The following is a 19,347-nucleotide window of genomic DNA, read 5'->3' on the forward strand; positions in this document are numbered from 1 at the left end:
CTGGCTATACCTGGGCCAGGGCCTTAAGCAAAGCCTCTATGGCCTCCTCCCTTTGGGCGGAAAGCCTGAGCCACTCGGGAAGGCCGAAACTGGTGGCATCCCGCACCCGGATGCCCTTCTCCCTGAGGGCCCTGGCCACCTCCGCGGCCTGGCCCACCCGTACCAGGAGGAAGTTGGCGGGACTTTCCCGCACCTCGAGGCCCAACTCCCTAAGCCCCTGGGCCAGAAGTCCCCTCAGGCGGTGAAGCTCTTTACGGGTGCTTTCCAGCCAGGCCTGGGCCCTGGGGTCCAGTTGCCCCTCCAAAAGCCCTTCCCCGTACACGGATACGGGCCAGGAGGGGGCCAGGTTCTGGAAAACCGTGAGGTCCAAGGGAGCCACCAGGTACCCGGCCCGCACCCCCGTAAGGCCGTGGGCCTTGTTGGGGCTATAGAGGAGCCAAGCCCCTTGGGGTAGGGAAGGGGGCGTTTCCATTAGGGGGAAGTAGGCCAGGTCCAGCACCAAGGCTCCTCCCGCCCGCCTCACTGCCTCCTCCAGGAAGGGGTAGACCTCCCCCGTGGGGTTATTGGGGAGGCAGAGGAAGGCTATGGAGCTTCGTGGCAAGAGCTTTAGGTACTCCTCCGGGGTCTCCACCTCCCAAAGGGGAAGGTCCAGGGCCCGGGCTGCCCGGGCGTACTCGCTAAAGGTGGGCTTTAGAAGGAGGATAGGGCCCCGGAGGTAGTTCCAACGCACCAGGCGGTGGATGAGCTCGCTGGTTCCCGTGCCCACGGCCACCTGTTCCGGCGATACCCCGTGGGCCTCGGCCAGGAGGCGGCGGAGGTTTCGGTAAAGGGGGTCGGGGTAGCGGCTAGGGTCCTTGGCCTGGATGTGCTCGAGGACCACGGGATTAGGCCCCAAGGCGTTGGCGTTGGTGGAGAAGTCGTATAAGGGCTCAGGGCCCCCGTCGGGACCTCCGTGGATGGGCCTCAGGACATCGTCCAACATGCCTCCATGTTAGGCTAGGGTTCAGGGCAGCGCCTTAGCCTGGACCACTGAGGTTCCGTGGGACCTTGGGCCATTGCTTGATGGTGAGCTGACAAAGCGCCCTTAGGGTGGGGGCATGAGGATTCTGGTGACCAACGACGACGGGATTTTCAGCCCAGGGCTCTGGTCTTTGGCGGAGGCGGCCAGCCGCTTCGGCGAGGTCTTTGTGGTGGCCCCCGACGTGGAGCAAAGCGGGGTCGGGCATGCCATCACCATTGCCCACCCCGTCCGGGCTTTTCCCCATCCGGCCCCCCTGCCGGGGCCCCATTTCCCCGCCTACCGGGTGCGGGGCACCCCGGCCGATTGCGTGGCCCTGGGCCTCCACCTCTTTGGCCCCGTGGACCTGGTCCTCTCCGGGATCAACCTGGGGAGCAACCTGGGCCACGAGATCTGGCACTCGGGTACGGTGGCCGCGGCCAAGCAGGGAAGGCTCTTTGGCCTCTCCGCCGCCGCCTTCAGCACCCCCATGAACGGGGCGGGCCCGGATTTCTCCGCATTGAGGCCCTGGGTGGAACGGGTGCTGGAAACCCTCCTGCGGCTGGAGCGACCCTTCCTGGTGAACGTGAACCTGCCCCACCGGCCCAAGGGCTTCCTCTGGACCCGGCAGTCGGTGCGGTCCTACGAGGGGGTGGTGGTGGAGGGTGAGGACCCCATGGGCCGCCCCCATTACTGGTTTGCCGCCAGGCCCCTAAAGGAGGCGGAGGAGGGAACGGACCGCTGGGCGGTGGAGCAGGGGTTCATCGCCGCCACCCCCCTTAGGCTGGACCTCACCGACGAGGCCAAGCTCCAGCCGGCTTTGGCCCACGATTAGCCCTATTCAGGTCCCGCCCGCCTTCTTTTCAGCTCTCGCAGGCCCGGCAGGAGAGGAGAAGGTCCCGGCTGTAGGCCTGGGCGGTGCTCACGCTGAACTGGTAGTACAAGGCCTTTAACCCACCCCTCCAGGCGTGGAGGTAGAGCTCGTTCACGTCCTTGGGTGGGGCCTCAGGATGGATCACCAGGTTCAGGGACTGCCCTTGGTCAATGTGCTTCTGCCGCCCTATGGCCAGGTTGACCAGGGTCTTTTGGGACACCTCGGCAAAGGTCTTGAAGACATCCTTTTCCTCGTCGGTAAGAAAGTCCAGGTGCTGGACCGAGCCGTTATGCTCCAGGATACTCCGCCACACCTTTTCCTCGTCCTTGCCCTTTTGGCGTAGGAGCTCCTGCAAAAAGGGATTCTTGAAGGGGACCCGGGCCTTTTGCAGGTCCTTTAGGTAGTAGTTGCTGGTGTAGGGTTCGATGGAGGGGGAAACCTGGCCTAGGATGAAGGAACTGCTCTTGGTGGGGGCGATGGCCAGGAGGGTGGCGTTGCGCCTTTCCATGACCTCGGCCAGCTCGTCCTCAGGGTGCCGCTTCCTGAGCCAGCGGCTAGCTTCCTCCGCTTTCTCCCTTATGGTCTTGAACACCAGGCCGTTGAGGAAGATCGCCTCGGCGCTCTCCAGGGGTATCCCCTGGGACTGCAGGTAGCTGTGCCAGCCCAAGACCCCGATGCCGATGGCCCTATAGCGCTTGGCGAAGCGCACCGCCCGCTCCATGTAGGGAATCCCCTCTGCCTTCTCGATGAAGTCGTCCAGCACCGAATCCAGGAAGATGGTCAAGGTTTCCACGGCGTCGGTGTCCTTCCACTCGTCAAAGTGGAGGAGGTTTAAGGAGGAAAGGCAGCAGACAAAGCTTTCATCGGGTCCTGAGGGGAGCATGATCTCGGTGCACAGGTTGGAGGCGTGGATGGTTTTCCCCAACTTCTTGAAGATCTCCGGAGCCTGGCGGTTGGCGTTGTCCCGGAAGAAGAGGTAGGGGATGCCCACTTCGGCCCGGCTCTTCAGCACCTGGGCCCATCTTTCCCGCTTCCTTTTATCCCCTCCTATCATCTCCTCCATCCAGGCATCCCCCACGGTGACCCCAAAGAAGAGGGACTGGATCTCGCTCCCCTCCCGCTGGATCTTGAGCCACTCCTCAAAGTCGGGGTGCTCTATGGGGATGTAGGCGGCGCACTGCCCCCGGCGGGTGGAACCCTGGTTGAACACCTCGATCACCCGGTCGAAAAGGGAGGCAAAGGCGTAGGAGCCGTTGCTCTCCCCGTTGTCCCGGATGGGGGCTCCCCTTGGGCGCAAGGCTCCCAGGTAAACCGAGGTGCCCCCACCCTGTTTGCTCATCATGCCGATCTCCGCCACCGCCCTCAGGATGGAGGCGGTGTCGTCTTCCACGTAGGTGCCGTAGCAGGAGATGGGGAGACCCCGCTTGAGGCCGTAGTTGGCCCAGATGGGGGTGGCCAAGGAGTACCAACCCTTGGCCATGTACTCCTGGAACTTGCGGGAGAAGCCCTCGATGCGGGTCAGGGCCTCCGCCCGGTCGGCGATTTCCTTCACCCTCTTCTCCACCGTCACCCCAGGGAGAAGGTAGCCCCGGCTCATGTAGAGGCGGGTCCACTCGTTGGCCCAGTACCACGGTTTGTACTCCCTTTTGGTCTTTAGCATCCTCGTCCCCCTCTTTAGAACAGGCTGTCCGGGTCAAAGCTTTGCACCCTCCTGGCGTAGGCCACGCTCCTTTTGTTGAAGAAGTCCACCTCCTTGTCCGCCAAAAGCTCCAGGTCAAACCATGCCGTGTCCCTAAGCGCTTCCTCCTTAACAGTGAAGGGTGCGGGGAAGCCGTGGAGGGAAAGGGCTTGGTTGTACCGCCATTTCAGGAACTCCAAGACCTCATCCCGCCCCACCGCTTCCGTGTCCCCTTTGGCAAACATCCAGTCCAAGAGGGCTTCCTCCACCTGGAAGAAAGCCTGGACCCGCTTGAGGACCTCCTCGGTGAAGGAGGCATCAAAGAGGTCGGGGCGCTCTTCCTTTAGGATGCGAAGAAGCTCCACCCCGAATAGCCCATGCAGGTTTTCCTCCTTGCTGGTGGCCTCGATGGCATTGGAGATGCCCTTGAACCGGCCGAGGCGTTTGTTTAGGGCCATGAGGGCGTAGAACTGGGAAAAAAGGGAGGCGTGTTCGGTAAAGGCGGAGAAGAGAAGGAGGCCTTTAGCGTACTCCCTGAGGTCCCCCTTTCCCGAGCGGGCCAAGACCTGGGAAAGCTCCTTTTGCCTATCCCTTAGGGCTGGCTCCTCGAGGGCCTGGGCGAAGCGCTCTTCCAGGGAGAGGAGGTCCAGGAGGTGGGCGTAGGCGTTGGCATGCCGCACCTCGCTTTCCGCAAAGGTCATGCCCACCTCGGCGATCTCGGGCTTGGGGAAAACCTCGTAGGCTTTGGCCCAGAAGAGCTTCACGGAAAGCTCCACCTGGGAGATGGCAAGAAGGGAGCGCTCCACCAACGAGCGCACCTCAGGATCCGCCAGGGCGTAGTCCTGGACGTCTGCCGCATAGCTGAACTCCGTGTGGAGCCAGTAGCTGTGCCGAATGGCGTCCCGGTAGGCCAGGAGCTTTGGGTACTGGTAGGGCCGGTAGTGGGGTCTAGGTTCGGTGAGCATGGCCACCTCCTGGGGATTTTCCACCTAGGGCTTGGCGAAGCCGCTTGGCGGCCTCCACCATGTTCCTGAGGTTCGAGATGGCCTCCTGGGGTTTACGGGTTTTTAGACCGCAGTCGGGGTTTACCCACAAGGAGGCCGGGGAAAAGAAGTTGAGATAGCCCTGGAGGCGGGTGAGCATCTCCTCCACCGTGGCTTCCTCTGGCGTGTGCACATCAAATACCCCGGGCCCGATCTCTAGGGGAAGGTCCTTAAGGCTTTGGAGGAAGGCTGGGTCCTGCCGGGCTCCTTCCACGCTCACCACGTCGGGGTCCATGGCCTCCAGGAAAGGCCTTAAGGCGGCGTAATCGGAGTAGCAGAGGTGCTGGTGCACCTGTACCTTGGGTTCCAGATCGCCCACCACCCGATGGAAGGCCTCCTGGGCAAGTTTTAGGTAGCTGGGCTGCTCTTCCCGCCTGAGGGGCATTTTTTCCAGAAGGGCTGGCTCGTCCACCTGGACAAAGCGGATTCCACGGGCGGCCAGGTCCCGCACCTCCTGCCTTAGGGCCTCGGCCAGGGCCATGACCGCCTCAGGGAAGCTAACCCCTTCCGGCAGGTAGCTCCAGGCGGCCAGGGTGATGGGGCCGGTTAGGATGGCCTTCACGGGCTTGGCGGTTAGGCTTTGGGCGTAGAGGGTTTCCCGAAGCACCAGGGGTTCTTGGCGCCGGGGAGGGGCAAAGAGGATGGGAGGGCGCCAGACCCGGCTTCCGTAGGAAAGGACGAAACCCTTCTGGGTGATGAAAAAGCCCTGTAGGCGTTCGGCGAAGAACTCCACCATGTCGCTTCGTTCGGGTTCCCCGTGGACCAGGACGTCCAGGCCCAGCTCCTCCTGCAACCGGATGTTTTCCTCGATGGCTTTTTTGATGTTCTCCCAGTAGGTGGCCTGGTCCAGCTTCCCTGAGCGCAGGCGCCTCCTAAGTTCCCTGAGCTTCCCCGTCTGGGGGAAGCTGCCGATGGTGGTGGTGGAGAAGGGGGGGAGGCCGAGGTCTTGCTGGGCCTGGCGCCGCACCTCCAGGGGGGGCCTAGGGGGAGGTGGGGGAGAAGGGTGGAGCTCCCAGGCGGGAGGCGGGGTGTACCAGGCCCTGGCGGCTTGGTATGCCCTTGAGGGCGAGGTGGCCGCCTCGAGGTGGCCTGCTGGGCCTTGCCCATCCGTCAAGAGCTCTTTGAGGAGGGAAAGTTCCTGTAGCCTTTCCACGGCAAAGGCAAGCCGGCCCTCGAGGGCCTTGGGCAAGGGCTCATCCACCCGCCAGGGCAGATGGAAAAGGGGGGCCTTAGGGGCCAGCCAGACCTCCTGCCCCTCTAGCAGGGGCAGGATCCCTCCTAGGGCCAGGAGATGGGTTCGCCACACGCCTTGCCCCTCCACCACCCCTAGGACCAGGGCCATTCCTGGGGGTAGCTTGGGCAGGGCTTCCCCTACCGGGAAGACCCCAAGGCCCCGCAAGGGAAGGTTGGCCAGGCTCCGAACCACCTCCGAAGCCGGGGGCAGGTAGTAGCTGAGAAGGACCAAAGGTACCCTCTTTGCCAAGGCGGCATAGGCTTTCAGGAGGTGGGGTAGGTCCCGTTCCACCCCATCCAACCCCAGGGCCGGTTCTTGGAGGAGGAAGAGGGTGCCGGCAAAAGGCTCAAGAAGCTCCGCATAGGCCTCCACCAGGGCCTCGAGGTGGTCCTCCACCCTCTCGGGGGGGTTTTGCGCCAGGCGCAGAAGGGTGTAGGGACCGAGCAGGGTGGGAAGGCCTTCCGCCGAGCCTGGGGTTTTTTGGCCAACAGGATAGGGGAAAAAGCCCCGCCTGGGGGTGTAGCGGGGTTTTTCCGGAAGCCGGGGGACCAGGTAGTGGTAGTTGGTGCCAAACCACTTCCTAAGGGGAAGGGCCCCCTTGCCCCGGGCCAGGGCGTAATAGCCTTCCAGGTCAAAAGGTTCCACGGGGTAGACCCCAAGGGCCACCGCCAGGTCCAGCATGGGGTCGTACAGGCTGAGCTCCCCTGCTGGATAAAGGTCCACGTGTTCCCGATAGGTGGCCATCCTGAGACCCTCGAGGTCCTCGAGGGCCTGGAGGAACTCCTCCCTCGGCAAGGAGCCCTGCCAGTAGGCTTCCAGAAGCCGCTTGTACTCCCGGTTAGGGCCCAGCCGGGGAAGGCCAAAAGCCAGGGTCCGGATGTTGCCTTCTAAAGACGCATGGAATTTTTCCCGCATCGCTTACCTCAACTTTCCCATGACCAGGGTAGGGTGGCCCACTGGGAGTTAGGAAAGAGGGGGAACGGAAACCGGCCGCCCCACCTCGTCCACCGCCACCAGCACAAATCCGCCCTTAGCTGCCAGGTAGGGTTCCCTACCCACCTCTATGGGCTCCACCCACATCTCCACCTCCACCCGCATGGAGGTACGGCCCACCTCTATTACCCGGGCTACAAGCTCCACGATGGAGCCCAGGGGCACGGGGCGCTTGAAGTCCACCGCATCCGAGTGCACCGTCACCACCTTGCGCCTGGCGTGGCGGGTTGCGGCCACGAAGGCTGCCTGGTCCATCCAGGCCATGGCGGTGCCGCCAAAAAGGGTCCCGTAATGGTTGGTTTCCCCAGGGAAAACCGGGTAGACCATGCGCGTTTCCTTCACCACGGACCTCCAGGGCCGTCTTTGGGCCCGTAAAAGCTAAATCATCCCTTCTACCTGCCCAAGGGGAGTAACCCCGTGCTGGGCAAGAACTTGCCTAAGGTCGCCTGGCCCAAGGTCCTTGGACCACCGGGTTTTGGGGGGTTAGGAGTCTAAGGTCCCACAGGCATCACCACCTTCACCCTTGCCTCGAGGGCTACGGGGTAAGGCCGCGAAGCGGGTACTCGGGCTTCCGGACAGAGCCGGTTACCGTTGCGGGACAGCGCCGGACTTGCACCGGACTTCCCCCACCGCCTGGTGGCGTCCAGGCCTGTCGGCCTGGCATCGCGGCCAAGACACCCTAAGTCTTGGGTGTCTTACCAGTGAAGCTACCATATCTTGAATCCCAGGTCAATAGGCCTAGGCTTCCCCTTTTGGGAATCGGGGATTTGTCCGAGGAGCCCTGGTGGGACGTGCCTCGGAGCCAAAATATAACAGGCCGCCTAAGGTGGCGGCCTGAAGGAAGGAGCATCTGCCAAGTTTCCTGCCCCGAGAGCGTTTAAGGGGTTCAGGGGAGCATGGCCCTAGGCCCAGATGTCCTCGGGGTGAGCCATGCCCACGGGGCGGGCCTTGAGAACCTCGAGGGCCTCTTCCTCGGACATAACCGGGTTCTGGTAGCGAATGCTCAAGGCTTCGCCCATCAGCCGGAAGACATGGGTGTTGTCCAAGAGGCCCAGAGGGAGGAAGCGGAGGCCCTGGCCGTAAAGGGCCAGCATCACCGGGCTTGCCGTGTGCTGGCCGGAGTTCCAGCCGATGTTGGGCCGGTCAGGCTTCTTGGCGTCCTTCTGCACCATGGCCCAGGAAAGGGTGTTGCTGGGCTGGACGCCGTAGCGCACCCCATCGGGGCGGTGGACCTTCTTGGTGATGGCCTCCACCACCATCTGGGCTTCGGCGTCCTCCAAGGTCACGCCCTTCATGGTCCGGAAGGCTTCCTTTACCTGGCTGGGGTCGGGGTTGTTCCCTAGGACACGCAGCATGTGCTCAAAGCTGGCCTTCTGGCCTTCCAGGAGGTCCAGGCCCACGCTGCTTTCCAGGTAGCTTCTGCCCGTTCCGTACAGGGCCCCCGTGCCCGTGGCGTGGTCGGATACCAAGATGAGGAGGGTGTCGGGGTTCCGGTCCGCGAAGGCGGTGAGGAGTTCCAGGGTTTCGTCGGCCGCCAGCACATCCCACAAGGTGGCGGCGGGATCGTTGAGGTGGTTGGCGTGGTCAATGCGCCCGGCTTCCACCTGGAGGACAAACCCATTGCGGTAGGCGGCCAAGCGGGCCAAGGCGGCCTGCACCATCTCCTTGAGGCTCGGTACCTTCACCCCCTGGAAGCGGCGGTCCACCTCGTAGGGCACGTGGCCGTCAGAGAAGATGCCAAGGAGCTTGCTGGCGTTGGAGCGGGCCAGCTCCTCGGGAGTGCGGACCACTCCGTAGCCTGCCTGAGCGAAGGCGGCATACATGTCCTTCTTGTCCTTGCGCTTCTCGGGGTTGAAGAAGCGATCCCCGCCTCCCAGGTAGACCTCGGCCCCAAACTCCAGGTACTGGCCCGCGATCCTCTCCTCGGCGTTGCGGTCGGGATTGGAAATCACGAAGCTGGCGGGGGTGGCATGGGTTGCGGTGGTGGTGGTCACCAGCCCCACAGCCTTCCCCATCTCCTTGGCTGCGGCAAAGAAGGGCTTTAAGGGGGTGCCGTCGGCATGTACCGCTAGACCGCCATTGACCGTCTTGACCCCGCAGGAGAAGGCGTTGCCGGCAGCGCTGGATTCGGTGACGTAGCTGGTGAGGCTATAGGTGTTGATGAGCCCGTTAGGGTAGCGGGCCAGGAGCCTTTCCAGGGTAAGGACCCGCCCCTGGCGCCTGCGGGCGTAGGCCTGGGCGATGGCGTAGTCTTCCCAAGAGAAACCATCATAGACGAAAACAATGAGGTTCCGGTACCTCCGGCCGAGGCTGGGAACGTTCTGGGGTGCTCCCTGGGCTCCACCCTTGGGGAGAAGGACCAGGGCTCCTGCCGCCAAACCGCCTTTGAGGATATCCCTTCGCTTCATGGCTCACCTCCAAGAGTAGGCTAGGCACCCTGTGTCATAGCCGGGTCAAGGGTTAGAGAAAAGTGGGGGTGTGGGGGAGCTATAATCCCCCGGTTTCCAAGATAGCCCTCAAGATACGCTAACGCGTGACACAGGCTGACCAAACCGGGGATTGCGGCCGCACGCGGCCGCATAGCTCCCCCACGTCCACCACAGGTGGACACGGATTTGGTACTGTGTAGAAGAAGCCAGCCATGCGCAAAGCCTTCAAATACCGCCTTTACCCCACCAAGCCCCAGGTGAAAGACCTGGAGCGCACCCTTGAGCTTTGCCGTGAGCTGTACAACGCCGCCTTGCAGGAGCGTAGGGATGCTTACAAGAAGGCCGGGAAAAGTGTCGGCCTCTACCAACAGAAGAGGTACCTGCCCCAGATACGAGAGGAACTGCCCCAGTACAAAAGGGTCCACTCCCAGGTGCTCCAGGATGTTCTTCATCGGGTGGACAAAGCCTTCCAGGGCTTCTTCCGGAGGCTCAAGGCGGGACAGAAAGCGGGATACCCCCGCTTCAAGGGGCAGGGGCGCTACGACTCCTTTACCTTCCCCTAGGCCTACGAAACCGGGGTCAAGCTCCAGGAGGGCGGGAAGCGGGTGCTCCTCAAGGTGTTTCCCTGACGGGAAAGCAGCTACGGGATTGGCTCCGTCAAGGTTAAGCTCCACCGCCCTTTGGAAGGGAAGATCAAGACGGCGACGGTTAAGCGGGAAGGCGAGCATTGGTACATCATCTTCATCACCGAGGTGGACCCCAAGCCTTTGCCTCCAAGCGAGGAGGCCATCGGCATAGACCTGGGTACCAACCCCCACTTCCTCGTTACCTCGGAGGGGGAGATGGTAGAGGCTCCCCGCCACTTCCAGAAAGCCGAGGAGAAGCTGGCCAAGGCCCAAAGGGAGCTTTCCCGGAAGAAGAAGGGAAGCAACCGCAGGAAGAAGGCCAGGCTCAAGGTAGCCAAGCTCCACCGCAAGATCGCCAACCAGCGCAAAGACTTCCACCACAAGGTAGCCAGGAAGCTGGTAAACCGCTACGGAACCATCGTCCACGAAGACCTGAACGTTCAAGCCCTTTCCCGCTCCCATATAGCCAAGGGCGTACAGGATGCGGGCTGGGCCCAGTTTCTCCAAATCCTCGCCTACAAAGCGGAAGCTCACCGCGCAAGCGGTAGCGTTTTGGCTGGTAGGCGAGTCATCAAGGTAGACCCCAAGTACACCAGCCAGGACTGCCCGGTGTGCGGCCATAGGGAGAAGAAGCCTCTCTGGGTGCGGGCGTACACCTGTCCATAGTGTGGGACGCTTCTCCACCGGGATGTGGCCGCCGCTCAAAACATCCTGGCAAAGGCCTGGACGGGGCCTTCGGGGGAGACCCTGCGTGCTTTCCCGCAGGGAAACACCCCGAGAAGCCCTGGACTTTAGTCCGGGGAGTCGTCACTATGGTACCCATGACCGACAAGAGCCTCGGCCGTTTTTACGCTTTGGCCCAGGAGTTCTGGTCCCAGCTTCCCCCCTCCGCCCGTTTCCGCCCCCTCGAGGACGCCAAGACCTTTGCCCGCCACAAGGAGGCCATGAGGTCTTGGGTGGACGCCGTGGTCCAGGGCTTCTACGACACCCTCTTCGCCCACCCCGCCACCCGGGCCATCTTCCGGGAAGGGGAAAGGCCAGCCCGGGAGAAGACCCTAAGGGACTGGTACCTGCGCACCGTGGAGGGCCCCTTTAACGGGCAGTATTTCGCCTGGCAGACCCTGGTGGGGCTGGTGCACGTACGCCGGGGGGTGACCAACGCCATGATGGCCGCCATGTGGAACTGGGTGGTGGATACCGTCTCCCGCCTGGCCCGGGAGCACCTTTCCCAGGAGGAAGCCCAGGTCCTGGCGGATGCCTGGCGCCGGCTGGGCTTTACCGTAATGGCCTTGATCTCCGAAGGCTATCTCCACGCCTACCTCGAGGCCCTGGCGCAGGTGGAAGGGGTGGAGGTGGGGGTTTTCCTGCAAAGGGCCCAGGAGGAAGCAGCCCGCCTCCTGGCGAGCCTTTCTCCAGGCTAAGGCCATGCTGAGGCTTCCCCGGTTGGTCCTGGCCGCCCCCCACTCGGGGGCGGGAAAGACCACCGTGGCCCTGGCCCTCCTCCAGGCTCTTGGGGAGCGGGGTCTTGAGGTCCAGCCCTTCAAGGTGGGGCCGGATTACGTGGATCCCAGCCACCTCGAGGCCGCTTCGAGGCGCAGGGTGTACAATCTAGACGGCTTTTTCCTGGACCCCTCGGGGCTCCTTTCCCTCTTCCAGCACGGGGCTAAGGGGGCGGACCTGGCCTTGGTGGAGGGAGTGATGGGTCTATTCGATGGCAAAGACCCCTTGGGAAAGGAGGGCTCCACCGCCCAGGTAGCCAGGCTCTTGCGGGCTCCCGTGGTCCTGGTGGTGGATGCCTCCGCCATGGCGGGCTCCATCGCCCCTTTGGTCCAGGGTTTTCGCACCTTTGACCCCGCGGTCCAGGTGGTGGGGGTCTTTGCCAACCGGGTGGGCTCGGCCCGTCACGCGGAGCTTTTGCGGGAGGCCCTGTCCCAGGTGGGCCTGCCCCTTTTGGGCTGGCTTCCACAGGATCCTAGTTTGGAAGTCCCCGAGCGCCACCTGGGCCTGGTGCTGGCGGGGGAGGTGCGGCCGCCCCTCGAGGCCCTGGCCCGGGCTCTCCAGGTGGATCTTGAAGGAATCCTGCGCCTGGCTGCCGCTGCCCCGCCCCTGCCCGAGGCCTTGCCCTTCCTTCCCGATAGGAGGCCTCCCCGGGTCCGGGTGGCCTACGCGTGGGATAAGGCCTTCCGCTTCTACTACCCTGAGGCCCTGGAGCTTTTGGAGGCCCTGGGGGCTGAGCTTGTTCCCTTTAGCCCTTTAGAGGACCCGGCTTTGCCCGAGGCCCAGGCCCTTCTCCTGGGGGGCGGTTACCCCGAGCTCTACGCCCGGGAGCTTGCGGAAAACCGGGCCATAAGGGAGGCTATCCGCCGTTTTCCCGGCCCCATCGTGGCCGAGTGCGGGGGGTACATGTACCTCTCCCAGGGGCTTTGGGTGGAGGGAAACGTTTTCCCCATGGTGGGCTTGGTTCCCGGGGAAGCCCGTATGGCCCAGCATCCGGTGCTGGGCTACCGGGAGGTGGAGGCCTTAAGGGATAACCCCTGGGCGCGAAGGGGGGAGGTGGTTAAGGGGCACGAGTTCCACTATGCCCGGATGGAGCCTTCTCCGATGGCTGCTTGGCGGCGGCTGGATACGGGGGAGAGGGAGGGCTATACGGATGGGCGGGTGCTGGGGAGTTTTGTCCACCTGTACCTGCCGGCCTGGCCTCGAGGGGTTGCGCGCTTTTTGCAGTTTGCAGAAGGTTAGCGGAGAGGGAGGGCACAAGCGTGGTGAATCGTGAATTAAAGCACAAGAAGCCGCCACACTCGGCATAGGGTACCCCAACGCACAAAACAACCCCCGCAAAACGGTACGGCCTACGAACGGAGCCAAGCAGGATGGCATCAGAAGCCTTCCCTCAGAACCGGGAGGAGTTCGGGCCGCACCAGCTCGAGGGGTGGCGTCTTGCCCTCCCTCAGGAGGGCTCGTACCTTGGTCATACTGATGCTTAGCCGCTTTTCCCGGTGCCCTTCTGGACAGGTTCTCTCCGAGGCCATACCCCCACAGACGGGGCAGTGGAAGACCGCGCCCACCTTCACGATCTCGATGCCCAAGGGGGGAAGCTGGTCAAAGATGCGGTGGGCTGCGTAAGGATCGTAAAAATCTCCTACCCCTGCATGATCCCGGCCCACCAGGAAGTGGGTGGCCCCGAAGTTCTTGCGCACAAGGGCGTGGAATACCGCTTCCCGGGGGCCGGCGTAGCGCATCGGGGTGGCAAGGCCAAACAGGGCCACCCGTTCCCGGGGCAAAAAGCCTTCTATGAGGGCTTGGTAAGCCTTAACGATGACCTCTGTGGGGAAGTCGTCCTCTTTCTTGGCACCCAGGATGGGATGGACTAGAACTCCATCGGCCAGCTCCAGTCCCAACCGGATTAGGTACTCGTGGGCCCGATGGGGGGCGTTGCGGGTTTGAAAGGCCACCACCCTCTTCCAGCCCTTTTCCCGGAAGAAGGCCCGCATCTCCTCAGGGGTCTTCTCCAGCTGTGCAGACCGGGGTCTCCAGGCCAGCACCTCCACCCGCCCCCCAAGGGCGTAGGGCCCCTTGGCGAGGAGCTTCCTCACCCCGGGGTGGGCCTCGCTTTCCGTACCGAAAACCTGGCGGGCCAGGGCCTTGAGGTCCAGCTCGTAGGCGTCCTCTACCTGGAGAAGGGCCACCGGCTTTTCCCGGTGCATGAGGATCACCTGATCCCCCTTGTCCACCCGGGGTCGCTCCTGGAGCTGGAGGAGGATGGGAATCGTCCAAACCTCTCCCGAAGGAAGGCGCATTTCCTGGGCCACGGAAAGGGTTTCCTCCCGAGTCATAAAGCCTCGCACAGGGTGGAAGGCTCCCGTGGCCAGGTTTTCTAGGTCCAGCCGCTCGTCCTCGCCAATGGTCACCTGGGGTAGGGTTTCCACCATGGTCAAACCTCCGCAAGGGCCCAAGCCTGTGGTGTTTTTTGGAGAATGTCAAAGACCTCCACCACCTTGCCGATCACCCAGACCGCTGGGGCGGCCACCTCGACCTTCCCCTCCGCCACGTCTTCCAGGGTGGCCGGCACCCTGCTTTCCCTTGGGGTGGTGGCCTCCATAACAAAGAGGGTGGGCTCATCCGGCCTTCTGCCGAGGCGGATAAGCTCCTTGGCGATCCACGCTCGCCTCTTCACCCCCATGAGGACCACCAAGGTGGGTACCTGGGCAAACGCCCTCAGGTCCGGGTAACCCCCATCCTCCAGGACGCCGGAGACCACAGCGAACCCCGAGCTCAAACCGCGGTGGGTAAGGGGAAGCCCCGTGGCCAGGATGCTGCTCACGCCAGGCACCACCTCCACCTCTATCCCATGGGTAGCCAGGAAGAGGGCCTCTTCCCCGCCTCTGCCAAGGACGAAGGGGTCACCTCCCTTAAGCCGGACCACATAGGGAAAGGCCCGGGCGTAATGAAGCAAGAGGCGGTGAATGGTTTCTTGCTTACCGCTTTCCCCCTCCCTCTTGCCCACATCCACTTTTTTTCCGGTTATTAGGGAAAGGATCCTGCCATCTACCAGCCGGTCGTACAGGACCACGGGGGCTTCCCTCAAGAGCCGGTGGGCTTTGAGGGTGAGGAGGTCGGGATCTCCTGGCCCGGCTCCCAGCAGGTAGACCTTAGCCATGGGCCACCCCCCGCCAGACCAGCTGAGCACCGATGAAGAGAAGCCAGAGGAGGAGGGCTACCCGGAAGGGCTGCTTGGGCACGCGGGTGGCCACGAGGGCCCCCAGGCTGGCCCCCACGATCCCTCCTAGGCTTAGGGAAAGGAGGAGCTTTGGGTCCACCTGGCCGAAGTGGAGGTGCACCCCACCCCCCACCAGGGAGAGGACCAGGCCGAAGAGGATGTCCGTGCCCACCACCTGCTGGGGGGTAAGGCGGGTGGCGTAGAGCAGGAGGAGGCTGCCCAGGGCCCCTGCTCCTGCCGAGGAGAAGCCCACCTCGAGGCCAATCCCGAAGGCGGCGGGAGGCAGGAGCCAGGGCCGTTCCCGGCTTAGGGTTAGCCGGGCTAGGCTCCGGTAGAGCCCAAGTCCCGCTGAAACCACCACGGTGAGCCCCACCAGGAGGAGGACCATGTCCTTGGCCCCCTTAAGGTGAACCAGGAGGAGGCTGCCCAGCAGGACCCCGGGGAGCCCCCCCAAAAGGAGGAGGCCCAGCACCCTACCCGCCACCTGGCGCCTAAAGAGGTAGACGGCGCCGGCGGGAACCTTGACCAGAAAACCGAAGAGAAGGGCCGTGCCCACCGCGATCTCCGGGGAAAGGCCCAGGCCCAGGATGAGGAGGGGGGCGGTGATAGTGCCGGCCCCCACCCCGGTGATCCCGATGGCGAAGGCGATGAGGAAGCCCAGAAGAAAGGCCATCTATGCCTCCTTTGGGTGGAGATGGATTCCACACTCCAGCTTGCCCTTGCCCGCCCAACGGCCGGAGCGGGGGTCCTTGGGGTCTAGGGGCTTAGCCGTGCAGGGGGCGCAACCGATGGAGAGGTAGCCCTGATCGTAAAGGGGCAGGTAGGGCAGGTCGGCCACGGCCAGGTAGGCAAACACCTCCTTGAGGGTCCAGTCGTAAAGGGGACTCACCTTCTTCAGGCGATGGCCGCTCTTCAGAAGGGCTTCCTCCACGGGCTTTAGGTTGGCCCGGGTGGGGGACTGCTCCCGTCTAAGCCCTGTGAACCAGGTGTCGTAGTCCTCGAGGGCCCGGAATAGCGGGTCCACCTTGCGGATCTGGCAGCAGCGGGTGGGGTCGGTCTCGTAGAGCTTCCCGTAGAGGCGTTCCTGCTCCTCCCGGGAAAGGCTTGGGGAGAGGTTGATGAGCTGGAAGCCAAGCTTCTCCTTTAGGGCATCCCGGTAGGCGTAGACCTCCGGGAAGTGGTAGCCGGTGTCCAGGAAGAGGACGGGGATGTCGGGTTTCTCCTCCAAGAGGAGATGGAGCACCACCACGTCCTCTGCTTGGAAACTGCACGTGAAGCAGGGCCTTTGGCCTTCTGCTAGGGCGTCCCGGATAAGGGCCTTGGCGCTTGTTACCTTGTCCATGGCTGGACCTCCGCAAGCACTTCCTCCACCTTTTCCTTGGCCCTGGTCAGGCCGGCCTCCGGATCCAGGTCAAGTTCCTCTAAGGCCAAATCCACTAGGCGGTACCAAAGCCGCTTGCGCTCTTCGAAGCAGGGGATCTCCGCTATCCGTGGCCTAAGGCGGCGCAGATAGGCTACAAGTTCCCCGTACTCTGGACCCAAAAGCCGAAGAAAACGCTCCTTTAGGCGCACCGCCAAAGCAGGGGCAGCCCCAGAGGTGGAAAGGGCCACCACCAACTCTCCCCTTCGCACCACGGCGGGGAGGATGGCGGTGGCGTTTTTCGGGTCGTCCACCGCCACCAAAAACACTCTTCGCCTTTCCGCTTCTGCCTTTACCTGGGGATGGATCCCCTTGTCCCGGGGATGGCTCACCACCAGGAAGAAGCCCTCGAGGTCCCCTTCCCGATAACCTCGGGGAAGCCAGCGGATCCTTCCCTCCTTGGCCAAGTCTGCCAGATTCCAATGGTCCTCCTCGGCCAGGACGGTAACCTGGGCCTGGGCCTCCAAGAGGGCTTGGAGCTTGGCCCCCGTCTCCGGGCCGCCGGCGATTAGGAGAACCGGCCTGTCCCTCAGGTTCAGCATGAGGGGAAAGTAGGTCATGCCACCTCCCGGTACAGGCGTAAGAAGCCCTGGAGCATGCTTCCTAGCCGCTCCTGCTCATCCACGTAGAAGGGCTGCACCCCCCACTCCCTTAAGGCATCCGCGGTAACCCGGCCCACGGCCAGGGCCTTTACCTCGTGCTGGAAGGTTTTCCTTAGGTCCGAGGGGTTCCGGGCTCCCTCAAACAGGAATTCCACCTGGATGGCGGCTACAAAGGCTACCGCTTCCACCTCTTTGGCCAAAATGGTCTCCTCCAGAAGGCGGATTCCCTCAGGGTCCGGCAGGTGGCGGTAAGGCATGAGGGGGAGAACCGCATAGCCCCTTTCCTCCAAGGCCTGTTCCAGGAGGGGTAGGGGCTTGCCGTAAAGCTGGAGGGCGGCCACTCCAGGCCCTTGGGGTAGGAGAGGCAAGAGGCTTGGTGTGGTCCCGTCTCCTACCCCATGAGGGGCAAGCCCTAGGTCCCTGAGTACCCGGGCGGCCTTGGTCCCCCGGGCCAAGCGGAGGGCTTTCTCCAGGCTCCCCTTCAGATCTAGTTCCAAAACCCGCCCTCCTTCCATAAGCTCCCTTACCCCTATCCCGGTGGTGGCCACGAAGAGATCCACGCCTTCTCCCAGCCGCCGGAGATGGTCCTGGTATTCGGGAACGGGTACCTTTTCCGTGGCCTGAACAGGGAGAAGGAGGGGGATTAAGCCTAGCTTTGTGGCCAGGGATTTGAACTCTTCCCTCCTCCTGAGACCGGCATAGGCGATGCGCATCCCTAACCTCCCTTACACCGCGCACTCCCCACGGCCTAGCTGCACCCGGAAGGTTTCCCCTTCCGCCCCCAGATCCTGGTAGTACTCTGGGGCTTCCTCATAGGAAGGAATAGTCTGGAGGTCCTCGAGGAGGGGCTTGAAGGAGGCGGCCCCCACCCGGTCCAAATAAGCCTGGAAACTTTCGCCCTGCTCCCGTTCCTCCTGGTAGCGCTTCAGGATCCTTTCCACCGCCTCAGGAGTGCGCCGGGCAGGAATCCGAGCCACTACTTGGCCAAAACGGGCCTCCCCCTCCCGGGTGCGCCCGCCCAGAAGGAGGGTGTAGTGGGGAACCTCCCTTTCCCCTACCTTGCGGCTCGACCCGTAGAAGCCGATGTCGGCAATATGGTGCTGGCCACAGGAGTTGGGGCAGCCGGAGATCTTGATGCTGATGGGCCGGACCATTGGGTCCTGGACCAAGGCAAGGCTCGCCAAGTGGGCTTCCAAGGCCTGGGCCAGGCCCCGGGAGTGGGTGATGGCCAGGTTGCAGGTGTCGGCCCCGGGGCAGCGGGTGATGTCCAGGAGGGTATGGGCCTGGGGCTGGGCCAGCCCGGCTTGGAGGAGGGCCTCATAGAGCCCGCCCAAGGCCTCCTCGGGTACATAGCGAAGGAGGAAGTTCTGGCTGATGGCGCTCCGAACTTCCCCGGCGTAGACCTCGGCGATCTCCGCTAAGGCCCTAAGCCCCTCCGGGGTGATGTCCCCCAAAGGCAGGCGTACGGCTACGGTGTAGAAGCCTGCCTGCTTCTGGGGGTAAAGGTTGGTCCTGCGCCACTCGTCAAACCCCGGGGCGAAGGAGAAGGGCTTCCTCGGGGGTGTGGGAAGCCTGGGGGGTTCGGGCTCTGGGGGCGGGGCCCAGGCCTTCAGGTCCTCGCCGCTTGCCGTGAGCTTCACCAGGCGCCTTTCCTCCCGCACGGCCTCGCGGAAGGCGGCGATGCCCCACTTCTTCACCAGGAACTTGAGCCGGGCCTGGGTGAGGACCTTGCGGTTCCCGTAGCGATCAAAGAGGCGGATGATGGCTAGCATGGTGGGGAGGAGGTCCTCCTCTGGGGTAAAGGGTTCCAAAAGTTCCGCGCTCATGGGAGCCGCTCCCAAGCCCCCGCCCACATAAAGGCGGAAGCCCCTCTTGCCCCCTTCCACCGCCGCCACCGCCCCGATGTCGTGGATGGGGGTGCGGGCGTGGTCCGTAGGGCACCCCTCAAAGGCGATCTTGAACTTCCGGGGGAGGTTCTGGCCCACGGGATGGCGGAGGAAGTAGCGGTAGGTGGCCTCGGCATAAGGGGTCACGTCAAAGGGTGCCTCGGGGGAGACCCCGGCGTAGGGGCAGCAGGTGATGGCCCGGATGGAGTGCCCGCAGGCCTCGCGGGTGGTGAGGCCCACGGCGTTCACCGCCCGGAGGACCTTGGGGACATCCCGGCGGTGGACATGGTGGAGCTGCACCGCCTGGCGGGTGGTGACGTGGGCGAGGCGGTTTTCCGTGTACTGCTCCGCCACCTCCGCAAGGACCCGGAGCCCCTCGAGGCTGATTCGCCCCACGGGAAGCTTGATGCGGATCATGTGGTGCTCGGGACGGCCCCGTATGCCGTAGATGCCGTTTTTGAGCCGGTAGACCCGGAAGTCCTCGGGGTCTTCCTCCCCCGCCTCGAGGCGGGCAATCATAGCCTCCAGATACTGGATTTCGGCTTCGGCCTCCACGCTGAGTCCTGCCATTCCGCCTCCTTTTCCCCCTCCCCGGGGGATTGCCCGGCATAATATACCATTGAGTGTATGAAAGTCAAGAGTATATGCCCTGTTCCCCAGGTCGGGTTTTAGAGAGCCCCGCATGCTATAGTGGAAGGGACAGGCTAGGGGTGCCCCAATGGAGGGGCTGAGAGCTGGGTTTCTCCCAGCAACCCTTAGAACCTGATCCGGGTAATGCCGGCGGAGGGAAGCCTATGCGGAAGACCCTAATCCCCCAAAACCCCACCTCCTTTGGGCCGCGTGGGCCT

Annotated in this window: 18 protein-coding genes and 2 riboswitches; of the genes, 5 read left to right on the forward strand and 13 right to left on the reverse strand. The window is 63.5% G+C overall.

Annotated elements, in window-relative coordinates:
• Nucleotides 1–4 precede the first annotated feature (4 nt).
• Nucleotides 5–982, reverse strand: a complete 978-nt coding sequence (locus MI302_RS06155; protein ID WP_126164906.1) for a histidinol-phosphate transaminase — start codon at nt 980–982, stop codon at nt 5–7.
• 115 nt (nt 983–1,097) lie between these two features.
• Here MI302_RS06155 and surE point away from each other — a divergent pair, with 115 nt between their 5' ends.
• Nucleotides 1,098–1,832, forward strand: a complete 735-nt coding sequence (surE, locus tag MI302_RS06160) for a 5'/3'-nucleotidase SurE (RefSeq protein ID WP_019550894.1) — start codon at nt 1,098–1,100, stop codon at nt 1,830–1,832.
• Nucleotides 1,833–1,860: 28 nt separating this feature from the next.
• Here surE and MI302_RS06165 read toward each other — a convergent pair whose 3' ends face one another.
• The 5 genes from MI302_RS06165 to MI302_RS06185 form a co-directional block, all read right to left on the reverse strand.
• A complete protein-coding gene (locus MI302_RS06165; protein WP_126178694.1) occupies nt 1,861–3,531 on the reverse strand; it encodes a ribonucleoside-diphosphate reductase subunit alpha in 1,671 nt (556 codons plus the stop codon).
• A 14-nt stretch (nt 3,532–3,545) separates the two neighbouring features.
• Nucleotides 3,546–4,514, reverse strand: a complete 969-nt coding sequence (locus MI302_RS06170; RefSeq protein WP_054391844.1) for a ribonucleotide-diphosphate reductase subunit beta — start codon at nt 4,512–4,514, stop codon at nt 3,546–3,548.
• Entirely contained in the window at nt 4,498–6,741 is a 2,244-nt protein-coding gene (gene metE, locus MI302_RS06175; RefSeq protein ID WP_239726475.1) for a 5-methyltetrahydropteroyltriglutamate--homocysteine S-methyltransferase, read from the reverse strand. Before metE ends, MI302_RS06170 begins: the two co-directional genes overlap by 17 nt.
• 48 nt (nt 6,742–6,789) lie before the next feature.
• Entirely contained in the window at nt 6,790–7,146 is a 357-nt protein-coding gene (locus tag MI302_RS06180; RefSeq protein WP_038031025.1) for an acyl-CoA thioesterase, read from the reverse strand.
• Between the two features lie 209 nt (nt 7,147–7,355).
• A riboswitch (cobalamin riboswitch) is annotated at nt 7,356–7,516 on the reverse strand.
• Nucleotides 7,517–7,721: 205 nt separating this feature from the next.
• The gene (locus MI302_RS06185) at nt 7,722–9,227 is read right to left on the reverse strand and encodes an alkaline phosphatase (protein ID WP_239726476.1); all 1,506 of its coding nucleotides are present in this window, start codon (nt 9,225–9,227) and stop codon (nt 7,722–7,724) included.
• Between the two features lie 233 nt (nt 9,228–9,460).
• Between MI302_RS06185 and MI302_RS06190 the strand changes: the two genes are divergently transcribed.
• The 4 genes from MI302_RS06190 to MI302_RS06205 all read left to right on the forward strand — a co-directional run bounded on the left by MI302_RS06190 (nt 9,461) and on the right by MI302_RS06205 (nt 12,613).
• On the forward strand, nt 9,461–9,811 hold the full coding sequence (locus tag MI302_RS06190; RefSeq protein ID WP_239726477.1) for a helix-turn-helix domain-containing protein: 351 nt from the start codon (nt 9,461–9,463) through the stop codon (nt 9,809–9,811).
• Nucleotides 9,812–9,928: 117 nt separating this feature from the next.
• The gene (locus MI302_RS06195; protein WP_239726478.1) at nt 9,929–10,540 is read left to right on the forward strand and encodes an RNA-guided endonuclease TnpB family protein; all 612 of its coding nucleotides are present in this window, start codon (nt 9,929–9,931) and stop codon (nt 10,538–10,540) included.
• Nucleotides 10,541–10,695: 155 nt separating this feature from the next.
• Entirely contained in the window at nt 10,696–11,295 is a 600-nt protein-coding gene (locus MI302_RS06200) for a protoglobin domain-containing protein (RefSeq protein WP_239726479.1), read from the forward strand.
• A 4-nt stretch (nt 11,296–11,299) separates the two neighbouring features.
• Nucleotides 11,300–12,613 (forward strand): cobyrinate a,c-diamide synthase, encoded by a 1,314-nt coding sequence (locus tag MI302_RS06205; protein ID WP_126218976.1) that lies wholly within the window; start codon nt 11,300–11,302, stop codon nt 12,611–12,613.
• A gap of 137 nt (nt 12,614–12,750) precedes the next feature.
• On the opposite strand, the gene sat is transcribed toward MI302_RS06205, so the two are convergent.
• Genes sat through MI302_RS06240 form a run of 7 tightly spaced genes read right to left on the reverse strand, consistent with a single transcriptional unit; the run spans nt 12,751 to nt 19,069 of the window.
• The gene (gene sat / locus MI302_RS06210) at nt 12,751–13,803 is read right to left on the reverse strand and encodes a sulfate adenylyltransferase (protein ID WP_239726480.1); all 1,053 of its coding nucleotides are present in this window, start codon (nt 13,801–13,803) and stop codon (nt 12,751–12,753) included.
• A gap of 2 nt (nt 13,804–13,805) precedes the next feature.
• Nucleotides 13,806–14,531 (reverse strand): uroporphyrinogen-III C-methyltransferase, encoded by a 726-nt coding sequence (gene cobA, locus MI302_RS06215; RefSeq protein ID WP_239726481.1) that lies wholly within the window; start codon nt 14,529–14,531, stop codon nt 13,806–13,808.
• Nucleotides 14,524–15,264, reverse strand: a complete 741-nt coding sequence (locus MI302_RS06220; RefSeq protein ID WP_038029654.1) for a sulfite exporter TauE/SafE family protein — start codon at nt 15,262–15,264, stop codon at nt 14,524–14,526. The genes cobA and MI302_RS06220 overlap by 8 nt, the downstream gene beginning before the upstream one ends.
• Nucleotides 15,265–15,933, reverse strand: coding sequence for a phosphoadenylyl-sulfate reductase (locus tag MI302_RS06225; RefSeq protein ID WP_019550907.1), 669 nt, complete (start codon nt 15,931–15,933; stop codon nt 15,265–15,267).
• Nucleotides 15,921–16,571 (reverse strand): bifunctional precorrin-2 dehydrogenase/sirohydrochlorin ferrochelatase, encoded by a 651-nt coding sequence (locus MI302_RS06230; protein WP_019550908.1) that lies wholly within the window; start codon nt 16,569–16,571, stop codon nt 15,921–15,923. The genes MI302_RS06225 and MI302_RS06230 overlap by 13 nt, the downstream gene beginning before the upstream one ends.
• A complete protein-coding gene (locus tag MI302_RS06235) occupies nt 16,568–17,326 on the reverse strand; it encodes a uroporphyrinogen-III synthase (RefSeq protein ID WP_026329025.1) in 759 nt (252 codons plus the stop codon). Before MI302_RS06235 ends, MI302_RS06230 begins: the two co-directional genes overlap by 4 nt.
• Before the next feature lie 12 nt (nt 17,327–17,338).
• Entirely contained in the window at nt 17,339–19,069 is a 1,731-nt protein-coding gene (locus MI302_RS06240) for a nitrite/sulfite reductase (protein ID WP_019550909.1), read from the reverse strand.
• A 126-nt stretch (nt 19,070–19,195) separates the two neighbouring features.
• Nucleotides 19,196–19,305, forward strand: a riboswitch (TPP riboswitch).
• The last annotated feature ends 42 nt before the right edge of the window (nt 19,306–19,347 follow it).

This window comes from Thermus sp. NEB1569 (genome assembly GCF_022385295.1).
In the GTDB taxonomy this organism is placed as follows: Bacteria; Deinococcota; Deinococci; order Deinococcales; family Thermaceae; genus Thermus; species Thermus scotoductus.

Excerpts from the sequence above, each read along its gene's own strand:
- MI302_RS06155 (WP_126164906.1), bottom strand. The coding sequence starts at position 982 with ATGTTGGACGATGTCCTGAGGCCCATCCACGGAGGTCCCGACGGGGGC.
- surE (WP_019550894.1), top strand. The coding sequence starts at position 1,098 with ATGAGGATTCTGGTGACCAACGACGACGGGATTTTCAGCCCAGGGCTC.
- MI302_RS06165 (WP_126178694.1), bottom strand. The coding sequence starts at position 3,531 with ATGCTAAAGACCAAAAGGGAGTACAAACCGTGGTACTGGGCCAACGAG.
- MI302_RS06170 (WP_054391844.1), bottom strand. The coding sequence starts at position 4,514 with ATGCTCACCGAACCTAGACCCCACTACCGGCCCTACCAGTACCCAAAG.
- metE (WP_239726475.1), bottom strand. The coding sequence starts at position 6,741 with ATGCGGGAAAAATTCCATGCGTCTTTAGAAGGCAACATCCGGACCCTG.
- MI302_RS06180 (WP_038031025.1), bottom strand. The coding sequence starts at position 7,146 with ATGGTCTACCCGGTTTTCCCTGGGGAAACCAACCATTACGGGACCCTT.
- MI302_RS06185 (WP_239726476.1), bottom strand. The coding sequence starts at position 9,227 with ATGAAGCGAAGGGATATCCTCAAAGGCGGTTTGGCGGCAGGAGCCCTG.
- MI302_RS06190 (WP_239726477.1), top strand. The coding sequence starts at position 9,461 with ATGCGCAAAGCCTTCAAATACCGCCTTTACCCCACCAAGCCCCAGGTG.
- MI302_RS06200 (WP_239726479.1), top strand. The coding sequence starts at position 10,696 with ATGACCGACAAGAGCCTCGGCCGTTTTTACGCTTTGGCCCAGGAGTTC.
- MI302_RS06205 (WP_126218976.1), top strand. The coding sequence starts at position 11,300 with ATGCTGAGGCTTCCCCGGTTGGTCCTGGCCGCCCCCCACTCGGGGGCG.
- sat (WP_239726480.1), bottom strand. The coding sequence starts at position 13,803 with ATGGTGGAAACCCTACCCCAGGTGACCATTGGCGAGGACGAGCGGCTG.
- cobA (WP_239726481.1), bottom strand. The coding sequence starts at position 14,531 with ATGGCTAAGGTCTACCTGCTGGGAGCCGGGCCAGGAGATCCCGACCTC.
- MI302_RS06220 (WP_038029654.1), bottom strand. The coding sequence starts at position 15,264 with ATGGCCTTTCTTCTGGGCTTCCTCATCGCCTTCGCCATCGGGATCACC.
- MI302_RS06225 (WP_019550907.1), bottom strand. The coding sequence starts at position 15,933 with ATGGACAAGGTAACAAGCGCCAAGGCCCTTATCCGGGACGCCCTAGCA.
- MI302_RS06230 (WP_019550908.1), bottom strand. The coding sequence starts at position 16,571 with ATGACCTACTTTCCCCTCATGCTGAACCTGAGGGACAGGCCGGTTCTC.
- MI302_RS06235 (WP_026329025.1), bottom strand. The coding sequence starts at position 17,326 with ATGCGCATCGCCTATGCCGGTCTCAGGAGGAGGGAAGAGTTCAAATCC.
- MI302_RS06240 (WP_019550909.1), bottom strand. The coding sequence starts at position 19,069 with ATGGCAGGACTCAGCGTGGAGGCCGAAGCCGAAATCCAGTATCTGGAG.